Source organism: Burkholderia stabilis (assembly GCF_001742165.1).
GTDB lineage: Bacteria > Pseudomonadota > Gammaproteobacteria > Burkholderiales > Burkholderiaceae > Burkholderia > Burkholderia stabilis.
Window position 1 is genome coordinate 854,719 of record NZ_CP016444.1, and the last position, 21,754, is coordinate 876,472.

Below are 21,754 nucleotides of genomic sequence, written 5' to 3' on the forward strand. Positions count from 1 at the left end.
ATGGCCGGGATGATCGTGATCGGCCTGCGACCGCGATGACGCAGGCAGCGTCTCAGGTCACGACGATGGTCTCGGTCCGGTGCTGATGGACATGCTTGCCACGTACGCCGCCAGGGCTGGCCGATCGAGCTTCGCTCGTCGACGGGCCGGATCGTGCGTCGTGATGCTCGATCCCTGCGCTGCATCCACTACCGAATGACGGTGTTCGATCATCTGATTGCTGCTTCGATATCGAGTCATTCGTTTCCGCCTTCCTGCTCATCTCGATGTCGTCTGCCGCTATGGATTTCGATTCGAGAATTTCCACGAGAGGCTGGCCGGTCCCCGTGAGGGCGGATATCAAAAATCGTTCACATCAGTCGTGAAAATCCATCGTTGGACGTTGGCGACCTGGAATCCAATACTTCCATCATGTCGACGCGATGAATCTCCCGCTCGACACGCGGTTGCGATCCGCACGTTCCGACAGTCCATCATGTTGTGTTTTGGGTCTAACGCATCAGGTGGTGGCAATCGGGCGCTTCGACATTGCAACATACGTTCAACTTGAAAGTGCACGGTACAACATGAGCCACAACGTCGACTACAACGAAATTTCGATCAAGACACCTGAAGAGATCGCGATGCTGCGTGCCGCAGGGCGCATCGCAGCGCAGGTCCTGCAGGATCTCACCCCTCACATCCAGCCTGGCGTGACATCGCGTCAGATCAACGACATCGCCTACGACCTGATCGTCAACAAGTACCACGCGGAAATCGATCGGGAAGATCTCTCCGGCTACGACTCGAGCGAGTACGCCTGCATTTCGATCGCGCATAACGAGAACGCCTTCAGTGGCGAACCGAACGACCTTCCGTTGAAAAAAGGCGATCTTTTCGGTGTCGACGTCAGCATCAAGAAGGAAGGATGGTGCGGCGACACTCAGCGCATGTGGATCGCGGGTGAGGAAACAAGTGCCGAGGCGCGTTTGCTGATGGCGGTCGGATATCAGGCCATGTGTCTCGGCATCAGTCTGGTTCGTCCGGGCGCGGCGGTGCAGGATATTGCGCGTCGCGTCCAGGCCTACGTCGAATCGTTCGGGTTTTCGATGCTGCGAGTTCCCAGCGGAACGGGGCATTCGATCGGTCAGGTTCACGCGGACGGATGGCTGATACCGTACTACGAGTCGTCCGTGAACGAAGGGCGCGTGCTGGAAAAAGGCATGGTCATCACGGTCGAGCCGTTCATCTGCGCCGGGTCCGGCGAGGGTATCCGTTTGAACAACGTCACGCGTTCGGCGCAGACCGCGGACAAGTCGCTTGCCGTCTACTGGGAGCACGTGGTCGCGGTCACGGAGTCCGGCTGCGAGGTGCTCGATCTGCGCGACGGCGAGGACGTTACGTTCTACGACGCTCGTCGTCGCGGCTAAGGCACGACGGTTTTGTCTTGCGCAAGCGAGTCCCGGTCTTTCTGTCGGACCATTTCCTCCAGCCAGGCCACGAACTGCAGGATGGCGTCCTGTTTGGGATCGCCTTCCCGCCAGCACAGATAGTAGGCAAGGTTGGAGGGAATTCGGGTGCTCCCGACCTGTACCAGTTTTCCCTCCTGCAGGTAAGAGCGTATCAACCGCTCTCTCAGCATGGCGACACCTTGCCCCGCGAGTGCGGCATGGAGCAGGGATGCGGCATCGTTGAACATGGGGCCGTACTCCGGGTCACTCGCAACGAGATCGGCAGCATGAAAGAACTCGCGCCACGACCGACCGGAGAAGCGTAGCAGCGGAACGCGAGCCAGATCCGTGACGGTCAGCGGCCGGTGCTTGTCGAGAAACGCGGGCGTGCATGCCGCAATCACCTGGTCGTCCAGCAGTTTCCTTGACTGGAATCCGTTTCGATCGATGCTTTTATGCCAGATGCCGATATCCGATTCGTGTCCTTCGGGAACGTCGAGCGTATTGCGAACCGCGATCGAGAGATCGAGATGCGGGTATCGGCTGTAAAACACGTCGAGCTCCGGAATCAGCCATGCGGTCGCGAAGTCGGCCATGACGCTGACCTTGAGAACGAGACGCTGTTGTCTATCCGCATCCCTTGCTTCCAGAAGCGCGCATTCGATGTCGGCCAGTCCCTGACGCACGCGCTCGGCCAGACGCGTACACGCGGGCGTTGGAATCATCTGCGACTGCGTACGCGTGAACAACGATATTCCCAGCATCGATTCGATCTGCCGGATCTGGTGACTGATCGCACTATGCGTAAGACTCAGCTCGTTGGCGGCCGCAGTAAAGCTTCGGCTTCGTTCGGCCGTTTCGAGTGCGCGCAGCGCAGAAAAATTGAATCGAATCCGGTCGGTCATCTCGAGGGCGGGGCGTAAGTTACGGGATGATCGGCGGATGGTAGGCGAGGGTACCCGCAAGGGCCCAGAGCATGAAGATCACCAGCGGAAGATGGACGACCAGTTGCGTGAACGTGAATCCGACGATGTCACGCGCACGCAGCCCGAGCACGCCGAGCAGAGGCAGCATCCAGAATGGATTGATCAGGTTCGGTAATGCCTCCGCCGCGTTGTACACCGTTACTGCCCAGCCCAGATGCACGTGCAGCAGTTTCGCGGCCTCGATCACGTACGGCGCCTCGATGATCCATTTGCCGCCGCCGGACGGCACGAAGAATCCGAGAACGGCCGAGTACACGCCCATGACGGCGGGAAATGACGAGTGCGAGGACAGCGCGACGAAGAAATGCGCGAGGTGATCGGACAGCGTCAATCCGGCGGGCGCCGACGCCTTCGTCAGGATGTAGGCGATGCCGCCGTACAACGGAAACTGGATCAGCACCCCTGCAACCGACGGTACCGAACGCGCGACGGCATTGAGGAATCGCCGCGGCCGCCAGTTCAGCAGCATCCCGAGCATCAGGAACAAGTAGTTGTAGGTGTTCAGATTCGAGATGGCGATCATCGGGTTTTTCGTCGTGAACTCGTGCCACGCCCAGATTGCACCGATCGCCACGATGACGATCGTGATGAGAGGACTGTATTCGAGCCAGTCTCCCGGGCGCGACGGGCGCGCGATCGTTGCATGGGCTTCGTCGAGTTGAATCCCCAACTCCGTCGCGGTCTTCGCACGTGCGTCACCGGGGGCGGACAGATAAGCGATCGCTAGCGATACGATGGTCAGCACGACGGCCATCAGAATCGACTGCGGCAGAAAGATGGTCTCCGAGAACGGGATCACGCCCGAGATCGCCAGCAATGCCTTGGGCAGGCTATCCGGATTCGCCTGAAGTTGCGCGGCGGACGAGCTCAATCCAAGCGCCCAGGTCGCACCCATGCCCAGATAGGCGGCCGCACCCGCTGCGCGATAGTCCATGCGCAGGTCGGCGCGGCGCGCCAGCGCACGAACGAGGAGGCCGCTCAGGATCAGGCTGATCGCCCAGTTGAACAGCGAAGCGACGATACTGACCAGCGCGACGAATGTCACTGCCGCACGTCCTGACGACGGCAGACGCGCGAGTCTTTCGATCAACCGCGAGGCGGGCGGCGACACGGCGACGACGTAGCCCGAGATGGCGACGATCGCCATCTGCATGGTGAACGGGATGAGGCTCCAGAAGCCGTCGCCGAACGCGATGCCGACCTGACTGACCGGCGCGCCGATCGCGAGCGCCCCGGCGGCCACGACGATGACCGCGATGGCGGCGAAAATATACGCGTCCGGAAACCACTTCTCCGACCAGCGCGCCACGCTCGCCGCCATCCGTTCAAGCGCGCCCTCGCGATCCGCCATGGGCGCGTCGCCCCTCTGCATTTCCGTCAACTCTTTCATCCTGGTCTCCTTGGCAGTCATCGCTTCAATTTGATTTTTCGTAGACCTGAACGGCAGCCGCAAGATCTTCCAGTGCGGTGCCGACGGCCTTGAACACGGTTCTCTGGCCGTGGTTCGTACGCCCTTCCGTGTCGTCGCGACACAGCGCGGTCAGCGTTCTGCTCAGGCTGCCGGGCGAAATGACGCCGCGCGACAACGGGCCAAGCAGGTCACCGGATTTCTGCGGCGCCTCGTCCGTATCGACGTAAATTTCCGCTTGCCGGAAGCAGGCGTCGTCGGCCTCGCGCATACGCGGCGTAAAACTGCCGATCAGGTCCAGATGCGAGCCGGGTGCCAGCCATGCGCCACAGACAATCGGCTCCGTCGCAAGGGTTGCGCAGGTAACGACGTCGGCGCGACGAACGCTGGTCTCGAGATGGGCGACCGGCATCGCATTGAAGCCCAGGCCGTTCAATCGATCGACCAGCGCGGCCACGGCCTCCGGATTGTGGTCCCACACCTCGACGTCCACGATCGGCAACTGGCTGCGATACGCGAGCGGAATCAGGCTGCCGACTCGTCCGGCACCCAGCAGGACGAGGCGCGATGCGTCCTGACGAGCCAGGTAAGTCGCAGCCAGTGCCGATGCGGCCGCCGTGCGGCGCGACGTGATTTCATTTCCGTCCAGTTGCGCAAGCGGGCTACCCGTTCGTCCGTCGTACAGCACATAAGTCGAGTGCAGCCCCGGCATCCGGTGTCTGGCGTTGCCGGGAAAGATGTTGACCGTCTTGATGCCCAGGTAGCCGTTGTCTTCCCAGGCAGGCATCACGAGAACGGTCCCCTCGCTTTCGCTGCCTGAATTGAGCACGTGCGAATGACGCAACGGCACGTGACAGCCATCGATGAAAGCCCGTCGCAAACGCACGATCAGCGATTCGAAATCCAGCGCGTCGCGCGTGGCGACGGCATCGAAAATTTTCATGTCAACCCTTTCCTCTAGTGAATTCATGCGTCGATGCTGATGTCCGTGACTGGAACGGCCTGGCAGGCCAGGCACATCCCCGCCTCGTCAGGCCCGGACCCGCCGGGATGCGTGACTTCACCCGACACGACCCTGACCGCGCAGCTTTCGCACTGCCCGACGCGGCAGCCGCTCGGCATCGCGATGCCGAGGCTTTCCGCGAACGACAGCAGGCTCCCGTCGCGCGGTGTCCAGATCGCCGTGCGATGCGATCGAGCAAACTGAACGGAAAATTGCTGGGACGGGTCGAGCGCCGGTCTGGACGGGGATCGGAACGCCTCCTTGAATATGTCGAACGGCGGAACGCCACGCTCGACCAGTCCTGCCGTGATGGCCTGCATCATCGGCTCCGGGCCGCACAGATAGAACCTGGCGCGCCGCAGGATCAGGTCGTCGCTGACCACGTCGGCCGTCAGATAGCCATGCATCCGGTAGTCGCGGCCCAGTACCTCGTCGCGCGGCTGGTTGTAACAATCGACGACCTCGAGCCGCGGCAAGCACTGCCTGAGCGCCCCGATGCGCTCGCGGAAGGCATGTGTCAGGCTGTTGAGGTTTGCGTAGAAGAGGTGCGACTCCGGCGCGTGGTCGCCCAGGTCCCGGATCGACTCCAGGTAGGAAAGGAATGGCGTGATCCCGATACCGCCCGCGAACATCACGATCGGCTGCTTCGACGCGGGAGGCACGATGAATGACCCGGCGGGGGCGCCGAGCAATACGGAATCCCCGATCGCCAGGACGCCGTGGATATGGGACGACATCACGCCTTCGAACGGCACGCCGTCGCGTGTGCTGCCCTTCTGGTGACGCACGGCGATCGAGTAGGTCCGGCGGTCATTGTCGTGCGCGGCACCCGTCAGCGAATAAGCGCGGGTCGTGCCGCCGTCGCCGAGCGTCGGGATATGGACGGTCACGTGCTGGCCGGGCAGGTAGTCCGGCAGCGCGCCGCCATCCGCAGCCCGGAACGTGATGGTTCGCACGCCGCTCGCTTCCGTCCGGACGGCTGACACGACGAACGCCCGCCGTCCCTGCCACGATCGGCGCGCCGGATCGATCGACGGGTCGCGGCGAATGTGGCAGCGTACGGAGCGCAGCGGCGACGAACCGCTCACCGGATCGAGTGTCGTCGCCGAGACGAGCTGGTTGAAATTGCTGTTGTTTCGGCCGCCGGCGGCGAGCGCGTCCATGCCGATCTCGTCGCAGGCTTGCCACCAGCCGTACTCGGCGACGATCACGTCCCGCGCGAGCTCCGGCACGAGGCGCGCCTTGAAGCGGGCCGAACCGTTCGTCGTTTCGATCAGGCACCAGTCGCCGTCGACAATGCCGTGCTCTGCCGCCAGTGCGTCGTTGAGTTCCGCGACCGGGTACGGCGCGCGGCGGCGCAGGCTCGGAAGGCCACGATGCTGGCTATGGCAGTAGTACCCGTTCTTCATCGAGGTCAACATATAAGGGAATCGCCGGCGATTGTTCGCCTCACCGTCCTGGCCATGCTGCGGCGGCACGTAGCGCGGAACGGGCGGATAGCCGTGACGATGCAGTCGCTCGGAATACAGTTCGACGCGCGTCGTCTCCGTGTTGAAGCCGCGCACGCCGTCGGGCGTCGCCGACGCATACTGCCGCTCGCGCTGGATCAGGGGCCTGTACACACCTTCCGGACGCGCGCGCAGCGATGCCACGTCCAGCCCGAGCGGCTCGAGCACGTGATTCCATCCCGCTTCTATGCTTCCGCCGAAAAACGCATCGCTCATGCCGAGCCGGACGGCCAGATCGAAGACGATGTCGTAGTCGGCGCGACTCTCTCCGCGCGGCGGCACCATGCGCTGCCTGAGCTGGATCAGCTCGACGGCGCGCTCGTTGATCTCGAAGCCGAGCCGCAACCCTTCGCGCTCCCACGGTGTGTTCACCGGCAACAGGATGTCCGCATAGCGCGACGACGGCGTCTCGAAGAGATCGCAGTGAACGTGAAAATCGAGTGCGCAGAGCGCATCGTGGGCGATGCCGCCGTCGGCCTGCGACATCACCATGTTCGTGCCGAACGCGACGAGCGCGCGCACCCGGTAGGGTTCGCCGTCGAGAACCGCGCGATAGACGTCGCGTGCCGTCACCCATCCTTGCGATGGCGGACCGAGCGGCCGCTCGTCGAGGCCGAGCGCCTTGGCGCGCTGCTGCGGATTCAGCATGGCATAGCGGCTGACAGCATTGGCCGGCTGCTTCGCCAGTTCCCTGTTCGAGCCGCGCGTGTCGAACGCACCCGTCAGCGCATACAGTGTCGCAATGGAGCGTTCTGTCTGCGTGGCGTTGGTGTGCATGCTTACGCCGGACCACGCGTGATACGCGATGCGCTGGTGCGGCCGCAGCATGTCGGCAGCCTTCTCGATGTCGGCCGCGCTGACGCCGGTCATTGCGCTCGCGTGTTCCGGGGTGTATTCCTCGAGTGCCTTCGCATAAAGGTCGAAGGCCGGCGCGCATTCCACATGCTGTCGGTGGCCGGCCGAATCGTCGATCGCGACGCGGCGCGTGCCAGCCATCGCCAGGTCGTCAGGCATGGTGCCTGGTTCTTCTCCGATCAGTTCCAGCCGATCCAGCACCTGGTTCCACACTGCATACCGGTTGCTCGCCGCGTGCCTGTCCATGTCCCGCTCGCGCAGGAACCGCCCGGTGTCGGCGCGTACCAGCAGCGGGCCGTTCGTCCAGGCCCGGACGAATGCATCGTCGATATTGCCGATTGCGATCATCTGCCTCGCGATGGCCATGGCGAGTGCGCCATCCGTACCCGGATTGACCTTCAGCCAAAGATCCGCTTCGCGTGCGAGGGCGGTCGGCCGCGGGTCGACAACGATCAGTTTCGCGCCGCGGCGACGGCCTTTCGCGATTGCGTCGGCCTGCGCCAACCAGGTGTTGGCGGGATTGTTGCCCCACAACATGATGACTTCGGCGTTCTGGTAGTCCGCGGTCGGCATCCCGCAACCAAACGTGAAGACATGGGCACTGTCCTTGTGCCAGTTGCAAATCTCGGTTGCGTAGCAAATGTTCGGACTTCCATATAACCAGACGAATCGCTCGACCCAGTCGATGCTGTCGCTCATCGGTGTCCCGCTGGGCGTGGTCACGCCGAACGCAACCGATTCGGCGCCGTTCTCGCGCTTGAAGTGCGCGAGCCGTTCCGCGATCTCGGACAACGCTTCGTCCCAGCCGATCCGCTGCCAGCCCGGATCGGCGGAATCCTTGGGGCGGGTGCGTCGCATGGGATACAACACCCGGTTGGGGCTATGCACCAATTCGGGCGCGGCTTTGCCCTTCATGCACATTGCATGGCCGGTCGGGTGTGTGTCGTCGGGGCGCACCTTGATCATCATGTCGCCTCGCACGACGTTGATCGTCCCGCACCGTGACCGGCACAGCGTGCAATAGCCCTTTTTCTCCTGAGTCTCCATCCGTTTGCATCGTCCGCTTCATGTTTGCGTCAATGCTATGAAGCCGGAGTGACCATGACAAATTCATCCTTTCGATGACTTGATATATATTTAATCAATATCACTCGACCCGATCCGAGGTACTGTTCGGGCCTTCGAGGCAGTGCTGTTCCGGAACTGCCCGGGTTTCTCAGGTTCCTCCCCATGGGCACGCACATCACCCTTCGCCAGATCGAATACTTCATCTCCGTGGCCGACACCGGCCAGATCTCGCAGTCCGCCAACCTGTGCGCGGTGTCTCAATCGTCGATGACGATCGCGTTGAAGAACCTCGAGGATGCGGTGGGTGTCACGCTGCTTCAGCGTCATTCGAAAGGGGTACGGCTCACGCAAGCTGGCGAGCGATTCCTGCGGCATGTCCAGCACGCGACGATGTCCGTCGACCGTGCCGTCGCGGCGGCACAGGAGGATCCCGAGCAAATCTCGGGGCATGTCCGCATCGGCGTAACCGAAACCATCTCGGCTTACCTGATGCCGTCGCTGATGTCCCTCGTTGCCCAGCGTTTCGGCAAGTTGAGCGTGAGCATCGTCGAGAGCGAACGCGAAGCGATCGAGGGAATGCTCGTCGATGATCGCCTCGATATTGCGCTGCTGCTGGTGTCGAACGCGCCGGAAATCAAGGAATTGAAGTACGAGACGATTCTTCGCTCCACGCGCAGGCTGTGGGCTCATCCGGAGCATCCGCTGCTGGAGGCGCAGCGGGTCACGCTCGACGATGTCGCGCGCGAGAACTATCTGCTGCTGGACATGGACGAGCATCTGCGGACCGTCGGCAAGTATTGGGGAGACTACGGAATCACGCCGAACATCTGGATGCAAAGCAAATCGATCGAAGCCGTCAGAAGCTTCGTTGCGCTCGGGCAGGGTGTCACGATTCTGTCGGATCTGGTGTATCGGCCCTGGTCGCTGGAAGGCAACCGGATCAGTCGCCGGAGCCTCAGCGTCACGGTCCCGACCATGGATGTCGGCGCGGTATGGCACCGGGACGGCGTGATGTCGACACCGTGCCGTGCATTGCTGGATCTGTTACGGTCACAAAAAAAGATTACGCGGTAGCGAGTGCGTCGTAGACGTGACGCCAGATGGAACCCTGGCACACGCTCGCTAACCAAGCATCAAGTCGGCGAACACGTGTAATGTTGCATGACGGTGCGGTCTCCGCTGTTCGTCGCGATGACGTCGCTCGCGCGCGACTTGATCCTGCGAGGCGCGACCGACAGCCCTGGGCGGATGCGGATGACGACCTTCGGCATCGTGTTGCTCGCGGTGGGCGTGCTGATCCTGAATGTCGGCCAGCATCGCTTTCCGGCCGAGGTCAACGATGATGTGCATGCGCGCCGCTGACACGCGGCCGCCATGCTGCCCATGTATGCCATGTCTCTGTCTCTACAGGAGGGGGCCGGATGAGCACGCATTCAGTCGAAGCCCGGCAGGCGATCGAATTGCAGCGAGCGTCGTCGGACGCATACCGGCAGGCACGCGACGCGTATGACGCCGATCCGGCGCGCGCACACGCGGCGTCCGTCGACGCGCTGCAGCAGGCGGCCGCGCAAGCGTATGCCGACGCGGCCCGCGCACGTGTTGCCGCAACCGGCGCCTGAGTCGAACCCCGGGTCGCCGGCGCACGATGGGCGCCCGTCCCGTATCCGCTGCGCCGGACCGTTGTGCCGTACGACGTGCGGCGGCCGCGCGGCTCATTCACGCGAGGGAGGTATCGAATGACGAAGCAACTGATCGTCGCCGTGTTCGGCGATGTCGAAACGGCCCGGAAGGCCGCGAGCGATTTCGAGGCGTTGTCGGAAAAGAACGAAGGATTCCATATCGAGAACGGTGTCGTCGTCGAGAAGGATGCGACCGGCAAGCTCGCGGTGCTCGATGCCGAATCGCGGCCGTTCAAGGGCGGCGTGATCGGCGCGATCGCGGGCGGGCTGCTCGGCCTGCTCGCCGGGCCGATCGGGGTGGTGACGGGAATGGCGGCCGGTGCGGGCGCGGGCATTCTCGCGCATGCGGCCGGCAATGCGCTGCTCGACGGCACGTTCGTCGAAACGGTTGCGGCGCGGCTCTTGCCAGGCAGCATCGCGATCATTCTCGAGGCGAAGGAAGACACGCCGTTTTCGGTCGACAACGTCGTGACGGGATTCGGCGGCAAGGTCTTCCGCCAGTCGCTCGATTGAGCGAACCGCTTTCGGACCGTTCCAGGAGAACAGCATGCGCATCGATCAATCGTACCGGGGCTTCGACATCGCGGCGACGCTGTCGCCGCTGCCGGGCAACCGCGCGGTCGCGAACGTCGACGTGACGACCGAAGATCCGGCCCGCATCGCCGATCTCGGCACGGGCAAGTTCATGCAGATCAGCAAGTGGGTCGAGTCGAACGACGTCGCGCTGCTGACGGTGGTGTTCGACGCGTGCAAGGTTGCGATCGACCACTACGCGGACAACGTCGACGACGCGTGAACCCGCGCGCCGTCGAACCGGCTCGCGCGCGTCGCGTCAGGTCAGCCGGTACGACTGCGCGCCCGTTCCCGCGAGCGTGCCGCCGTCGACGATCAGGTATTCATTGCGGATCGGCCGGCCGTCGAACCAGCACTGCAGGATCTCCAGCGTGCCGGCCGCATAGCGCGCCTGCGCCGACAGCGACGTGCCGGAGATGTGCGGCGTCATCCCGTTGAACGGCATCGCGCGCCACGGGTGATCGGCCGGCGCGGGCTGCGGAAACCACACGTCGCCGCCGTAGCCGGCGAGATGGCCGGACGTGACCGCGCGCACCACGGCATCGCGATCGACCAGCTTCGCGCGCGCGGTGTTGATCAGGTACGCGCCGCGTTTCATCCGCGCGATCATCGCCGCGTCGAACAGGTGCTCGGTCGACGGATACAGCGGGATCTGCAGGTTGACGATGTCGACCGCGGCGGCGAGCGACGCGGGATCGGCGTGATACGTGAGCCCGAGTTCCTGCTCGATCGCGGCGTCGAGCCGGTGCCGCTGTGTGTAGTGCAGGTGCAGGCCGAACGGCTTCAGCCGGCGCAACACCGCGAGACCGATGCGTCCCGCGCCGACCGTGCCGAAGTGCATCCCTTCGACGTCGTAGCTGCGCGACACGCAATCGGCGATGTTCCAGCCGCCTTGCTGCGCGATCGCATGCGACGGCAGGTAGTTGCGCACCAGCGCGAGCGTCGTCATCACCACGTGTTCGGCCACGCTGATGCTGTTCGAGCCGGTGACTTCCGCGACGGTGATGTGTGCGCGCGCCGCGGCGTCGAGATCGACATGATCGGAGCCGATGCCGGCCGTCAGCGCGAGCCTGAGCTTCGGCGCGCGGGCGATCCGTTCGGCGGTCAGGTACGCGGGCCAGAACGGCTGCGAAATCACCACGTCCGCGTCGGGCAGCCGGCGTTCGAATTCGGAATCGGGGCCGTCCTTGTCACTCGTCACGATCAGCGTGTGACCGTGCGCTTCCAGGTAGCCGCGCAGCCCGAGCGCGCCGGACACCGAGCCGACGAGTTCGCCGGGCCGGAAACCGGGCGGGCCGGCCGGCGTCGGCGCGGTTTGTCCGTCCGCGTATCGCGTGATGACCGGAATCGTGTCGCGCACGTAGTGCGGCGGATAGCCGTCGACGGGATCGGGGTAGAGCACGCACAGGACGGTGGCCATCGGGTAGCACTCCTGGTGATGGAATGAAGGCGGCGTGGCATGCGAATTGCGTGTGCCGCGCAGAACGTGTCGCAAGCCGCATCGGCGTGTTGCGCCGCAACGTTGATGACGTTCTACGCCGGTCGCGGACCGCATACAAGTTACAGTCGGTGTTTGCGTGCGCTGCGGGGTCGTCTGTACCTGTTCTTTTCATGAAGGACGCCGATAATGGGATCGTTACCTGACTCTCCGGGAGCGACGTCATGTCCGGAAACGACGCCTCGCCGTCACGCCCTGATCTCGCACAGGGCATCGCGCTCGACGATATCGCCGACGGCGCGATGATCGAAGGCCATGTCGGCGATGCGTCGGTGCTGCTCGTGCGCCGCGCCGACGAACTGTTCGCCGTGGGCGCGCAATGCCCGCACTACGGCGCGCCGCTGGCCGACGGCCTGCTGGTCGGCGAGACGATCCGGTGCCCGTGGCACCACGCGGCGTTCTGCCTGCGCACCGGCGAACTGCTGCGCGCGCCGGCGCTGGACGGGCTGCCGTGCTGGCGTGTCGAACGCCGCGACGGCCGCGCCGTCGTGCTCGATGCGCGGCCGGCCGCCGTGCCGCCGGCGCTGAATTCGCCCGGGTTGCCCGCATCGGTGGTGATCGTCGGCGGCGGCGCCGCCGCGATTGCGGCCGCCGTGACGTTGCGGCAGGAGGGCTATCCGCATCCCGTCACGCTGCTGAGCGCCGACCGCGATCCGCCGTACGACCGGCCGAACCTGTCGAAGGACTATCTCGCGGGTACGGCCGACGCTGACTGGCTGCCGCTGCGCGCGCCGTCCTTCTATGCCGAACAGCGCATCGACGTGCGATGCGGCACGCGCGTCGCACGAATCGATCCCGCGCAGCAAGCGGTCGAGCTGGCCGACGGCAGCCGGCTCGCATACGGCGCGCTGCTGCTTGCCACCGGCGCCGAGCCGAACCGGCTGACCGTGCCCGGCGCCGACCTGCCGCACGTATGCGTGCTCCGGTCGCGCGCCGATTGCGATGCGCTGATCGGCAAGCTGAAAACCGCGCGCCGCTGCGTCGTGGTCGGCGCGAGTTTCATCGGACTTGAAGCGGCCGCCGCGCTGCGCACGCGCGGGCTCGACGTGCACGTCGTCGCGCCCGATGCGCATCCGATGGCACGCGTGCTCGGCGAAGCGCTCGGCGACACGATCAAGGCGCTGCACGAGTCGCACGGCGTCGTGTTTCATCTCGGCGCGACGCCCGCCCAGATCTCGCCGGACAGCGTCACGCTGTCGACCGGCGAGATGCTGCCGGCCGAGGTCGTGGTGGTCGGCATCGGCGTGCATCCGAACGTCGCGCTCGCACAGGACGCGGGCCTTGCCGTCGAGCGCGGCGTGACCGTCGACCGCTTTCTTCAAACGAGTGCGCCCGGCATTTACGCGGCGGGCGACATCGCGCGCTGGCCCGATCCGCTGACGGGCGAGCGTATTCGCGTCGAGCACTGGGTCGTCGCCGAGCGGCAGGGGATCGTCGCGGCGCGCAACATGCTCGGGCAGCAGCAGCCATTCGATGCGGTGCCGTTCTTCTGGAGCCAGCATTACGACATGACGGTCAACTATGTCGGGCACGCGGAGCAATGGGACCGTGTCGAGATCGACGGCGACCTCGCGGCGCACGACTGCTCGATCGCGTACTGGCGCGGCGACACGCGGCTCGCGGTGGCCACGGTCGGGCGCGATCTCGACAGTTTGAAGGCGGAAGCAGCACTCGAGCGGCAGATTGCAGCCGCGTGACAGTCGCACGGTGACACGATCCCGATCCATCGGAGGCGAGATGAATCCCGAAGTTCGCACACGTTTCGAAACCGAATTCGCGCCGCGCATTGCGGCGCGCCTGCTCGGCCTGTACCGGCCCGGGGAAGTGAAGGTCGAGGTCGTGCCGCACGACGGGCAAGGCAGCCCGACCTGCGTCGACGTGATCGGCCTCACGTCGACGGTCGGCCTGCCGAACCGGCTGAACGCGCGGCTCGCGTGGAGCGACGATGCGATCGACGGCCTGCTGGCCGAGCCCGACCGCAGCCGCTTCGATCGTTATCTCGCGGCGCTGCCGGTCAGGATCGAACGATGGCAGATGGCGTTGCCGGTCGACTTCAGCACGCGAACCCAGCGCGACCGCGAGATCCTGATCGGCGACCTGGATTTCGACGCGTGACACGCGTCGTGCGATGCGTGTGCGCCCCGCGGACGAGGCACCGATGCAACGATGCACGCGGGTAAACCGCGCGCGGCTAGCGGTCGTGCGTCTTGATGATCACGCGGCCCTGGTCGATACCGCCGCGCAGCGCTTCGTCGCACGTGAGCCATTCGGGCGTGACGAGCTCGGGCGCAGGCAGGTCGACCGGCGCGCCGTCGCGGAAGATCCGCACCTGCGCGACCCACGCGCCGCGTGCGTTGCGCGTCGCGTCGACGCGAATCTCGTGATCCATGAAGGTGTCGGTGGCTTGCATCGGTCGGGGCCCTCCGTCGTTCGTGAACGCGCTTGCGGCGGCAGTGCAACGCGCGCCCGCGTCGATGCCGGCGCCGCGCCGCTGAACGCGGTGCGTCGATCGTATCAGCATGGCGCGCGTGTTGCACCCGAAACGAACCGGAACCTGCCTGCGATTTTCCGCGCGGATCTGATGCGCGATAGGGGAGCGAACCTGTGGCCTTCGACCTGACGTTTTCCATCAAGGTGTTCGCGGCGCTGTTCGCGATCATGAACCCGATCGCGAACATCCCGGTGTTCCTGTCGCTGACGCAAGGCGCGCCGGACGGTGTACGCCGCAAGGTTGCGCTGACGGCCGCGATCGGCGTGACGATCGGCTGCATCGTGTCGGCCGTCGCGGGCGGCGCGATCCTCCGCGTGTTCGGCCTGACGATCGACGATTTCCGGCTCGCGGGCGGGTTGCTGGTGCTGCTGATCGCGCTGTCGATGCTGCATGGCGCGCCGAGCCGCCAGCATTCGCCGGGCGCGGACGAAGGCGCCGATCCGTCGGCGGCCGAAAGCATGGCGATCTACCCGCTGACGATTCCGCTGCTGGTCGGCCCCGGCACGATCGCGACGATGATCGTGCTCGGGCACGGCGCGTTCGCGACCGGGCAGGAACTCGCGTTCGCGCTCGGGCTTGCCGCGTTTCTCGTGCTGCTGGCCGCTGCGTTGCTGTCGGCGCCGCTGATCGGCCATTACCTGTCGCCGCGCGTGACGGCCGTCACGCAGCGCCTGATGGGGATGATTCTCGCGGCGATCGCGATGCAGATGATCGTCGCGAGCCTGAAGGCCGTGTTCGGGCTGCCGCATTGAGCATCGGACGCCGGAACCCGGCCGTTTGATTTCATGGAGTGACTGATGAACACGCTGATTGCGTTGTCCTATCCTGACCTCGAGACCGCCCACCGCGCACTGGCCGAACTCGGGACGTTGCGTGACCGGCACGTCGTCGCGTTGTCGGGCGTCGTGATCGTCGAGTGCGCGACCGGCGGACAGTTGCGCGCGCATGCGGTCGATCCCGATGCCGCATCGTCCGGGTCGCTGCTTGGCCGTGCGGTCGAGCGCATCGAATCGTCGATCGACGCATGGCGCGAGCGGCCGGTGGACGACGCGCTGATCGACCACGTCGCGCGCAAGGCGCGTCCCGGCACCGTGTCGCTCGGATTGTCCGCGACGCAATTCGACATCTATGCGCTGAGCGCCGCACTCGCACCGTTCGGCGGTGAAGTGATCGACACGACGTTGTCGATCGACGACGAACTGAAGCTCGTCGAAGCGATCTCGAACGCGCGTAATGGCAGCGGCGGTGCAGTAGCCGATTGACGCGCCGCGCCGCGTCCGATCGCGCGGTGGGTGCGCGGTCGCTGCTGCTCGCGCATCGGCCTTGTCGTACGTCGCCAGCCTGCCGATCATCGTCGAACGTGCGAACTTTGGCGGCAGGGTCTGACTCGAACGCGAGTCGCCATTTGCTTTCCTGGATGCATTTCGACATGCGAAAAACCGGACAGGAAAGTTTGACCGCCCATGTCGGCGCAGGATGCAAAAGCGACAGCCGTGACGGCTGAACGCCGCCTGAATCGTCGAAAACCATGACGTTCTTACCGATTCGCACGCATTGAATCTGGCAATGCGGACCGCCCGCATGGATAGATTTATTCGATGAGCGGCGAATGCGCGACATGGCTCTTCTATACTGACGAGGACCGCTTTTCATGGCAGGACAGCCAGTCCGCACGATGGCGACCATCGTGGAGTACCGTCGTGCGACCGACGGCAGGACGCGCTGCAACTCGCCGCGGTTTCGGCTGATACACGCGCCGGGCCGCGTCACAAGGAGCCACGATGCCCTATGTCCTGATCGTCGAAGACGACGCCGATACCCGCACGATGCTCGCGACGCTGGCGCGCACGCAGCAGCTTGCGTGCGATACGGCCGCGACGCTCGAGGAAGCGCGCACGCTCGTCTCGACGCACACCCCCGATCTCGTGCTGTGCGATCTCGTGCTGCCGGACGGCAACGGCATGGACCTGTTCGATGCGTTGCCGAAACGATCGCACTGCGAAATGGTGCTGACCACCGGCCACGCGAGCCTGGAAACCGCGATCGACGCGTTGCGGCGCGGCGCGACCGACTATCTCGTGAAGCCGCTCAACATGCAGCGGCTGAACAGCATCTTCGCGCGCGTGCCGCGCACGACCGCGCTGCACGAAGAAATCGCCGAGCTGCGCTCGGAGCTGCAGCGCCTCGGCCGTTTCGGCCGCATGCTCGGCAACTCGCCCGCGATGCAGGCCGTCTACGACGCGATCGGCCGTGTCGCGCGCACCGAGGCGTCGGTGCTGTTGACCGGCGAGTCGGGCACCGGCAAGGAGCTGGCCGCGCAGACGGTGCACGACCTCAGCCTGCGCCGCCGCGGCCCGTTCCTCGCGGTGAACTGCGGTGCGATTGCCGCGAACCTGGTCGAGAGCGAGATGTTCGGCCACGACCGCGGCAGCTTCACGGGCGCGGAGCGTCAGCACAAGGGCTTCTTCGAACGCGCGGACGGCGGCACGCTGTTTCTCGACGAAATCACCGAGATGCCGCTCGAATCGCAGGTCAAGCTGTTGCGCGTGCTGGAGACGGGGCGCCTCACGCGGCTCGGCTCGACGCGCGAGATCGACGTCGACGTGCGCATCGTCGCGGCGACGAACCGCGACCCGGAAGCCGCGATGGCCGATGGCAAGCTGCGTCCCGACCTGTTTCACCGGATCAACGTGTTTCCGGTGCCGCTGCCGTCGTTGCGCGAGCGTGGCGATGACATCCCGATGCTCGCCGACGCGTTCCTGCAGCACTTCAACGAAGAGAGCGGCCGGCATCAGCGCTTCGCACCGGCTGCGCGCGAGGCGCTGAAGAACTACGAATGGCCGGGCAACGTCCGCGAGCTGCGCAACTTCGTGCAGCGCGCGAGCATCTTCTGCGACGCCGACGTGATCGACACGCTGCCGCGGCCGATCATGGACGAGCTGTCGAACGTGGCCGATTCGCACGAGGATCGCGTGACCGTGTCGTTCGGCACGCCGCTCGAGGAAGTCGACCGGCGGCTGATCCTCGGCACGATCGCGCAATGCGGCGGCGTGAAGGCGCAGGCGGCCGAAGTGCTCGACGTCAGCCTGAAGACGATCTACAACCGTCTCGCGCAACTGGAAGACGAAGTGGAAAAGCCGGATTCCTGATGCCGTCGCGACTCGTGCCCATGCCTCCGTTCTGGTGCGTCGCCGCGCAGCGCCGCAGGGCGGCGGCGTGTTCCGCCCGGCCCGCATGCGGGTGCGACGGGATCGACCGGCCGGAGCACGCGCGATGATCGATATTTCACGGACGCGCGCCGGGAATTACGCAACGGCCGTGATGCTGGTCGCGATCGCGACCGTGCTGCAGGCGCTCGCGATCCGCTTCGGCGGCGTGAACCTGCCGCTGGCCCTGTACTACCCGCTGCTCGCGGGCGCCGCGTGGGCCACGTCGTTCCTGTTCGGGATGGTCGCGACCGTGGTCAGCGGCATGCTCGTGTGGACACTCTTCCTGTCCGATCCGGCCGCCTACACGGAGCCGTTGCCCGAGCGGCTCGTGCGGCTCGGCACGCTCGTGCTGGTCGGCGCGCTCGTCTGCGGGATCGCGTCGATGCTGCGGAACGCGCGATTCACGAACGACGACGCGCGCCGGCGCGATGCGGCCGCCCATCGGCGGCTCGAGGCCATGCTGCAGGCGTTGCCGCATGGCGTGATCGCCACCGATATGAACGGACGGCTCACGTACATGAATGCCGCTGCGGCCGCGCTCGTCGGCTGCGCGCCGGGCGACGCGGCGGGCCGTGCTGCGCGCGACGTGCTGCGCGTGTTCGACCGCGACGGCCGCCGCGTGCACGCGACGCCGCTCGACCGCGCGCTCGGCGGCGCGGGCGTCGTGTCCGACCGGCACTGGTTGCATGCGAACGGCGGCGAGCCGGTGCCGATCGTCGAGGTCGCGTCGCCGATCGATGACGCCGACGGCAACGTCGGCGGGGCCGTGCTGCTGTTGCGCGATGCCGGCGCCGAGCGATCGCGCGCCGATGCGTCCCGGCTGCAGCGCGCGGTGGTCGACGCATCGCCGGACGCGATCGTCGGCATCGACGCCGATGGCCGCATCGTCAGCTGGAACCCGGCCGCGCAGCGCCTGTTCGGCTACGACGAAGCCGCCGCGCGCGGGCGCGCGTTCGAAACGCTGGTCGCGATGCGCTGGCTGAAACGCAAGCCGTTCGCCGCGGCATTCGACGATCTGCGTGACACGGTCGGGCCGGTCGACCTGCTGTGCGTACGGCGCGACGGCCGGCGTTTTCGGGCGACGGTGTCGGCGTGCCCGGTGCACGGCGATGCGCGCGCGTACGTCGCGCTGTCGCTCACGTTGCGCGCAGCCGGCGCGCAACGCCGGCGCGACCTGCGTGCACTGCGGGCGCTGCGTTCGCTGCAGGGTGCGCGTGATGCGCGCGATCAGGCCGATACGTCGAACCGCCTGAAGGACGAACTGCTCGCGACCGTGTCGCATGAACTGCGCACGCCGCTGAACGTGATCTACGGCTGGATCGAAGTGCTGCGCAATTCGGGCGACAACGCGCTGCAGCAGCAGGCGATCGACGCGATCGACCGCAGCGCGCGTTCGCTCACGCGAATGGTCGGCGACATCCTCGACGCGTCGTCGCTCGCAACCGGCAAGCTGCAGCTCGATGCGATGCCGGTGGATGTCGTGCGGCTGTTCGCCGACTCGGTCGGCGCGTTCCAGACGGCCGCGTCGTCGGCCGGCATCGTGCTCGAGTTCGACTGCGCGGCGACGACCTGTGTCGTATCGGGCGATGCCGAGCGGCTGCGGCAGATGCTGTCGAACCTCGTGTCGAACGCGCTCAAGTTCACGCCGGGCGGCGGGCGCGTGACGGTCGCGCTCGCGCGCGACGACGCGCACGCGGTGCTCACCGTGTCCGACACGGGGCAGGGCATCGCGCCGGAGTTTGTGCCGTACGTATTCGACATGTTCCGCCGCGCGGACGATTCGCCCGCGTCCTCACGGCGCGGGCTCGGCCTTGGCCTGTCGATCGTGCGGCACATCGCCGAACTGCACGGCGGCAGCGTGACCGTCGAAAGCGCGGGCCGCAATCGCGGCGCGACGTTTACGGTGAAGCTGCCGCCCGGCTGGCAACCGGTTGGCGCGATGGCGTGGCGGGACGCGCATGCGGATGCCCGTCGCGATGCGGCAGTGCTCGATACGCACCGCATCCTGGTCGTCGACGACGATGCGACGACGCGCGCGAGCCTCACCGCCGCGCTGGCGACGTTCGGCGCGGCCGTCTCGACCGCATCGACGGGCCGCGAAGCGCTTTCGGTGGCCGCCGACGTGCGGCCGACCGTCGTACTGTCCGATCTTGCGATGCCGGATGGCGACGGTTTCTGGCTGCTCGACGCATTGCGGCGCGGTGCGGCGAACGGCAGTGGCGCGCCGTCCGGCGTGCGCGTGCTGGCCGTGACCGCGCACGCGGGCCTGGCCGACGAACGCCGCGCGCTCGAGGCCGGGTTCGACGGTTATCTGTGCAAGCCGGTCGACGTGCGCGAACTGGCGGACAAGATCGCACGCGTGACGAAGCGCGCCGGTTGACGGCACGGCCTTCGCTGCGCGCGAAATACGTGCCCAAACTTGCCGCCGGCTTGTAAAAAAGCGGTTCCTCCGCATGGCAGCACGGGGTGCGATCCCGCGCGAACCGCGTCGCATGGCGATCGGCCGGCCTGGCACGGAAGCTGCGTGAATCCTGGATACGAAGCGAAACCCGCGAAAGATCAGGAGGGCATCGATGTCCGTCACGCTTGCGTTGCAGATGCGGCAGCATCTGGCACTTACGCCGAGGCTTCAGCAGTCGCTGCGGCTGCTGCAGTTGTCCTCGCTCGAATTTCAACAGGAATTGCGGCAGGCGCTTTATCTGAATCCGTTTCTCGAAGATGGCCTGAGCGACGACGAGACGGCTGCCGAGCCGGCCGTGCAGGCGGCCGAAGCCGCCGTGCCCGAAGCGACGCCCGAAGTACGCGACGACGTGCGGCCGCCGGACGGCGAGGTGCCGTACACGGCTGCGCCCGCACCGCGCGGCTCGGGCAGTCAGCATGACGATGCGGGCGGCCTTTTGCCCGGCGAATGGATGGCGGCCGAGCCTTCGTTGCATCAGCAACTGCACGACGCGTTGCGGCTTTACCCGCTGAACAGACGCGACCGCGAAGCCGCACGCATCGTGATCGACGCACTCGACGACGACGGCTACCTGCGTCAGGAACTACCGGAACTCGTCGCCGCGGCCGATCCCGCGCTGCTGCTCTCCGAACAGGATCTCGCGGTCGCGCTGCGGCTCGTGCAGATGCTCGACCGCCCGGGCATCGCCGCACGCTCGCTGTCCGAATGCCTGATGCTGCAACTCGACGCGATGCCGGCCGGCACGCCGGCGCTCGCGGAAGCGAAGGCAATCGCGCGCGAGCACCTCGAACGGCTCGCACGGCGCGAGACGGCCGAGATCCAGCGGCGCGTCGGTTGCCATCAGCAGGCGCTGCATGCGGCGTGCGCGCTCGTGCGCGGGCTCGATCCACGCCCCGGCGATCACTACGGCAGCACGCGCGGCGACTACGTCGTGCCCGACGTGATCGTGCGCCAGGTGCGCGACGACTGGATCGTGACGATCAACCCGGCTGTGCTGCCGCGCGCGCGCCTGCACGAGCGTTATGCGACGCTGTTCGCGCAGTCGAGCGGCGAACGCGATTCGCCGCTCGGCCAGCAGCTTCAGGAGGCGCGCTGGCTGATCCGCAACGTTCAGAAGCGCTTCGACACGATCCAGCGGGTCGGCGAATGCATCGTCGCGCGGCAACGCGATTTCTTCCGCTACGGCGAGATCGCGATGAAGCCGCTCGTGCTGCGCGACATCGCCGAAGAACTCGACCTGCACGAATCGACGGTGTCGCGCGCGACGGGCAACAAGTACATGGCGACGCCGCACGGCACGTTCGAGTTCAAGCACTTCTTCCCGCGCAAGCTCGAGGTGGCGGGCAAGGGCGTGTGCTCGGCGTCGGCCGCGAAGGTGCTGATCCGCGACATGATCGCGGCCGAGCGGCACACCGATCCGCTGTCAGACGTGACGCTCGCGCAGAATCTCGCCGGGCGCGGCATTCTGCTCGCGCGCCGGACGGTGACCAAGTACCGCCAGGCGATGAAGATCCCGGCGGCCGACCTGCGGCGGCGGGACGCCGCGTGACGTTCGGTGAACCTGCCGCGTGCATGCCGACGACAG

Annotated in this window: 19 protein-coding genes and 1 pseudogene; 13 read left to right on the forward strand and 7 right to left on the reverse strand. The window is 66.0% G+C overall.

Annotation, left to right across the window (positions count from 1 at the left end; translation table 11 throughout):
* Positions 1-52: 52 nt before the first annotated feature.
* Positions 53-307 carry a hypothetical protein gene (locus BBJ41_RS40940; protein ID WP_156814990.1) on the reverse strand — a complete coding sequence of 85 codons (255 nt, stop codon included), beginning with the start codon at positions 305-307 and terminating at the stop codon, positions 53-55.
* Between the two features lie 259 nt (positions 308-566).
* Between BBJ41_RS40940 and BBJ41_RS36280 the strand changes: the two genes are divergently transcribed.
* Positions 567-1,409 (forward strand): M24 family metallopeptidase, encoded by an 843-nt coding sequence (locus BBJ41_RS36280; RefSeq protein ID WP_069751100.1) that lies wholly within the window; start codon positions 567-569, stop codon positions 1,407-1,409.
* On the opposite strand, the gene BBJ41_RS36285 is transcribed toward BBJ41_RS36280, so the two are convergent.
* From BBJ41_RS36285 to BBJ41_RS36300, 4 genes are read right to left on the reverse strand one after another with little or no spacing between them, the layout of a single operon-like run.
* Positions 1,406-2,335: a LysR substrate-binding domain-containing protein gene (locus tag BBJ41_RS36285; RefSeq protein WP_069751101.1), complete on the reverse strand. Its 930-nt coding sequence runs from the start codon at positions 2,333-2,335 to the stop codon at positions 1,406-1,408. The two genes, BBJ41_RS36280 and BBJ41_RS36285, sit on opposite strands and share 4 nt — an antisense overlap.
* A gap of 19 nt (positions 2,336-2,354) precedes the next feature.
* A complete protein-coding gene (locus tag BBJ41_RS36290; protein ID WP_069751102.1) occupies positions 2,355-3,806 on the reverse strand; it encodes a short-chain fatty acid transporter in 1,452 nt (483 codons plus the stop codon).
* Between the two features lie 25 nt (positions 3,807-3,831).
* Complete coding sequence (gene lhpI, locus BBJ41_RS36295; RefSeq protein ID WP_069751103.1) at positions 3,832-4,767, reverse strand: bifunctional Delta(1)-pyrroline-2-carboxylate/Delta(1)-piperideine-2-carboxylate reductase; 936 nt, start codon at positions 4,765-4,767, stop codon at positions 3,832-3,834.
* Positions 4,768-4,790: 23 nt separating this feature from the next.
* Entirely contained in the window at positions 4,791-8,237 is a 3,447-nt protein-coding gene (locus BBJ41_RS36300) for a molybdopterin-dependent oxidoreductase (protein ID WP_069751104.1), read from the reverse strand.
* A 183-nt stretch (positions 8,238-8,420) separates the two neighbouring features.
* Here BBJ41_RS36300 and BBJ41_RS36305 point away from each other — a divergent pair, with 183 nt between their 5' ends.
* From BBJ41_RS36305 to BBJ41_RS36325, 5 genes and pseudogenes are all read left to right on the forward strand, one after another.
* Complete coding sequence (locus BBJ41_RS36305) at positions 8,421-9,332, forward strand: LysR family transcriptional regulator (RefSeq protein WP_069751105.1); 912 nt, start codon at positions 8,421-8,423, stop codon at positions 9,330-9,332.
* An 87-nt stretch (positions 9,333-9,419) separates the two neighbouring features.
* Positions 9,420-9,620: pseudogene (locus BBJ41_RS36310) on the forward strand (phosphate-starvation-inducible protein PsiE); the annotation flags it as partial.
* 59 nt (positions 9,621-9,679) lie between these two features.
* Complete coding sequence (locus BBJ41_RS36315; RefSeq protein ID WP_069751106.1) at positions 9,680-9,877, forward strand: hypothetical protein; 198 nt, start codon at positions 9,680-9,682, stop codon at positions 9,875-9,877.
* A 117-nt stretch (positions 9,878-9,994) separates the two neighbouring features.
* A complete protein-coding gene (locus tag BBJ41_RS36320) occupies positions 9,995-10,450 on the forward strand; it encodes a DUF1269 domain-containing protein (RefSeq protein WP_069751107.1) in 456 nt (151 codons plus the stop codon).
* A gap of 34 nt (positions 10,451-10,484) precedes the next feature.
* Positions 10,485-10,733, forward strand: coding sequence for a hypothetical protein (locus tag BBJ41_RS36325; RefSeq protein ID WP_069751108.1), 249 nt, complete (start codon positions 10,485-10,487; stop codon positions 10,731-10,733).
* Between the two features lie 36 nt (positions 10,734-10,769).
* On the opposite strand, the gene BBJ41_RS36330 is transcribed toward BBJ41_RS36325, so the two are convergent.
* A complete protein-coding gene (locus BBJ41_RS36330) occupies positions 10,770-11,930 on the reverse strand; it encodes an NAD-dependent formate dehydrogenase (RefSeq protein WP_069751109.1) in 1,161 nt (386 codons plus the stop codon).
* A 242-nt stretch (positions 11,931-12,172) separates the two neighbouring features.
* Here BBJ41_RS36330 and BBJ41_RS36335 point away from each other — a divergent pair, with 242 nt between their 5' ends.
* Together BBJ41_RS36335 and BBJ41_RS36340 are read left to right on the forward strand one after the other, a co-directional pair.
* Positions 12,173-13,705: an FAD-dependent oxidoreductase gene (locus tag BBJ41_RS36335; protein WP_069751110.1), complete on the forward strand. Its 1,533-nt coding sequence runs from the start codon at positions 12,173-12,175 to the stop codon at positions 13,703-13,705.
* A gap of 40 nt (positions 13,706-13,745) precedes the next feature.
* Entirely contained in the window at positions 13,746-14,123 is a 378-nt protein-coding gene (locus tag BBJ41_RS36340) for a DUF5594 family protein (protein ID WP_069751111.1), read from the forward strand.
* Between the two features lie 76 nt (positions 14,124-14,199).
* Here the strand turns inward: BBJ41_RS36340 and BBJ41_RS36345 are convergent, their stop codons facing one another.
* The gene (locus BBJ41_RS36345) at positions 14,200-14,418 is read right to left on the reverse strand and encodes a DUF6566 family protein (protein ID WP_069751495.1); all 219 of its coding nucleotides are present in this window, start codon (positions 14,416-14,418) and stop codon (positions 14,200-14,202) included.
* 194 nt (positions 14,419-14,612) lie between these two features.
* Here BBJ41_RS36345 and BBJ41_RS36350 point away from each other — a divergent pair, with 194 nt between their 5' ends.
* The 5 genes from BBJ41_RS36350 (at position 14,613) to rpoN (ending at position 21,718) form a co-directional block, all read left to right on the forward strand.
* Positions 14,613-15,251 carry a MarC family protein gene (locus BBJ41_RS36350; protein ID WP_069751112.1) on the forward strand — a complete coding sequence of 213 codons (639 nt, stop codon included), beginning with the start codon at positions 14,613-14,615 and terminating at the stop codon, positions 15,249-15,251.
* Positions 15,252-15,296: 45 nt separating this feature from the next.
* Positions 15,297-15,761 carry a DUF1269 domain-containing protein gene (locus tag BBJ41_RS36355; protein ID WP_069751113.1) on the forward strand — a complete coding sequence of 155 codons (465 nt, stop codon included), beginning with the start codon at positions 15,297-15,299 and terminating at the stop codon, positions 15,759-15,761.
* Between the two features lie 519 nt (positions 15,762-16,280).
* Complete coding sequence (locus BBJ41_RS36360; RefSeq protein ID WP_069751114.1) at positions 16,281-17,648, forward strand: sigma-54-dependent transcriptional regulator; 1,368 nt, start codon at positions 16,281-16,283, stop codon at positions 17,646-17,648.
* A 124-nt stretch (positions 17,649-17,772) separates the two neighbouring features.
* Positions 17,773-20,088 carry a hybrid sensor histidine kinase/response regulator gene (locus tag BBJ41_RS36365; protein ID WP_069751115.1) on the forward strand — a complete coding sequence of 772 codons (2,316 nt, stop codon included), beginning with the start codon at positions 17,773-17,775 and terminating at the stop codon, positions 20,086-20,088.
* Positions 20,089-20,281: 193 nt separating this feature from the next.
* Positions 20,282-21,718 carry an RNA polymerase factor sigma-54 gene (gene rpoN / locus BBJ41_RS36370; RefSeq protein ID WP_069751116.1) on the forward strand — a complete coding sequence of 479 codons (1,437 nt, stop codon included), beginning with the start codon at positions 20,282-20,284 and terminating at the stop codon, positions 21,716-21,718.
* Positions 21,719-21,754: the final 36 nt, after the last annotated feature.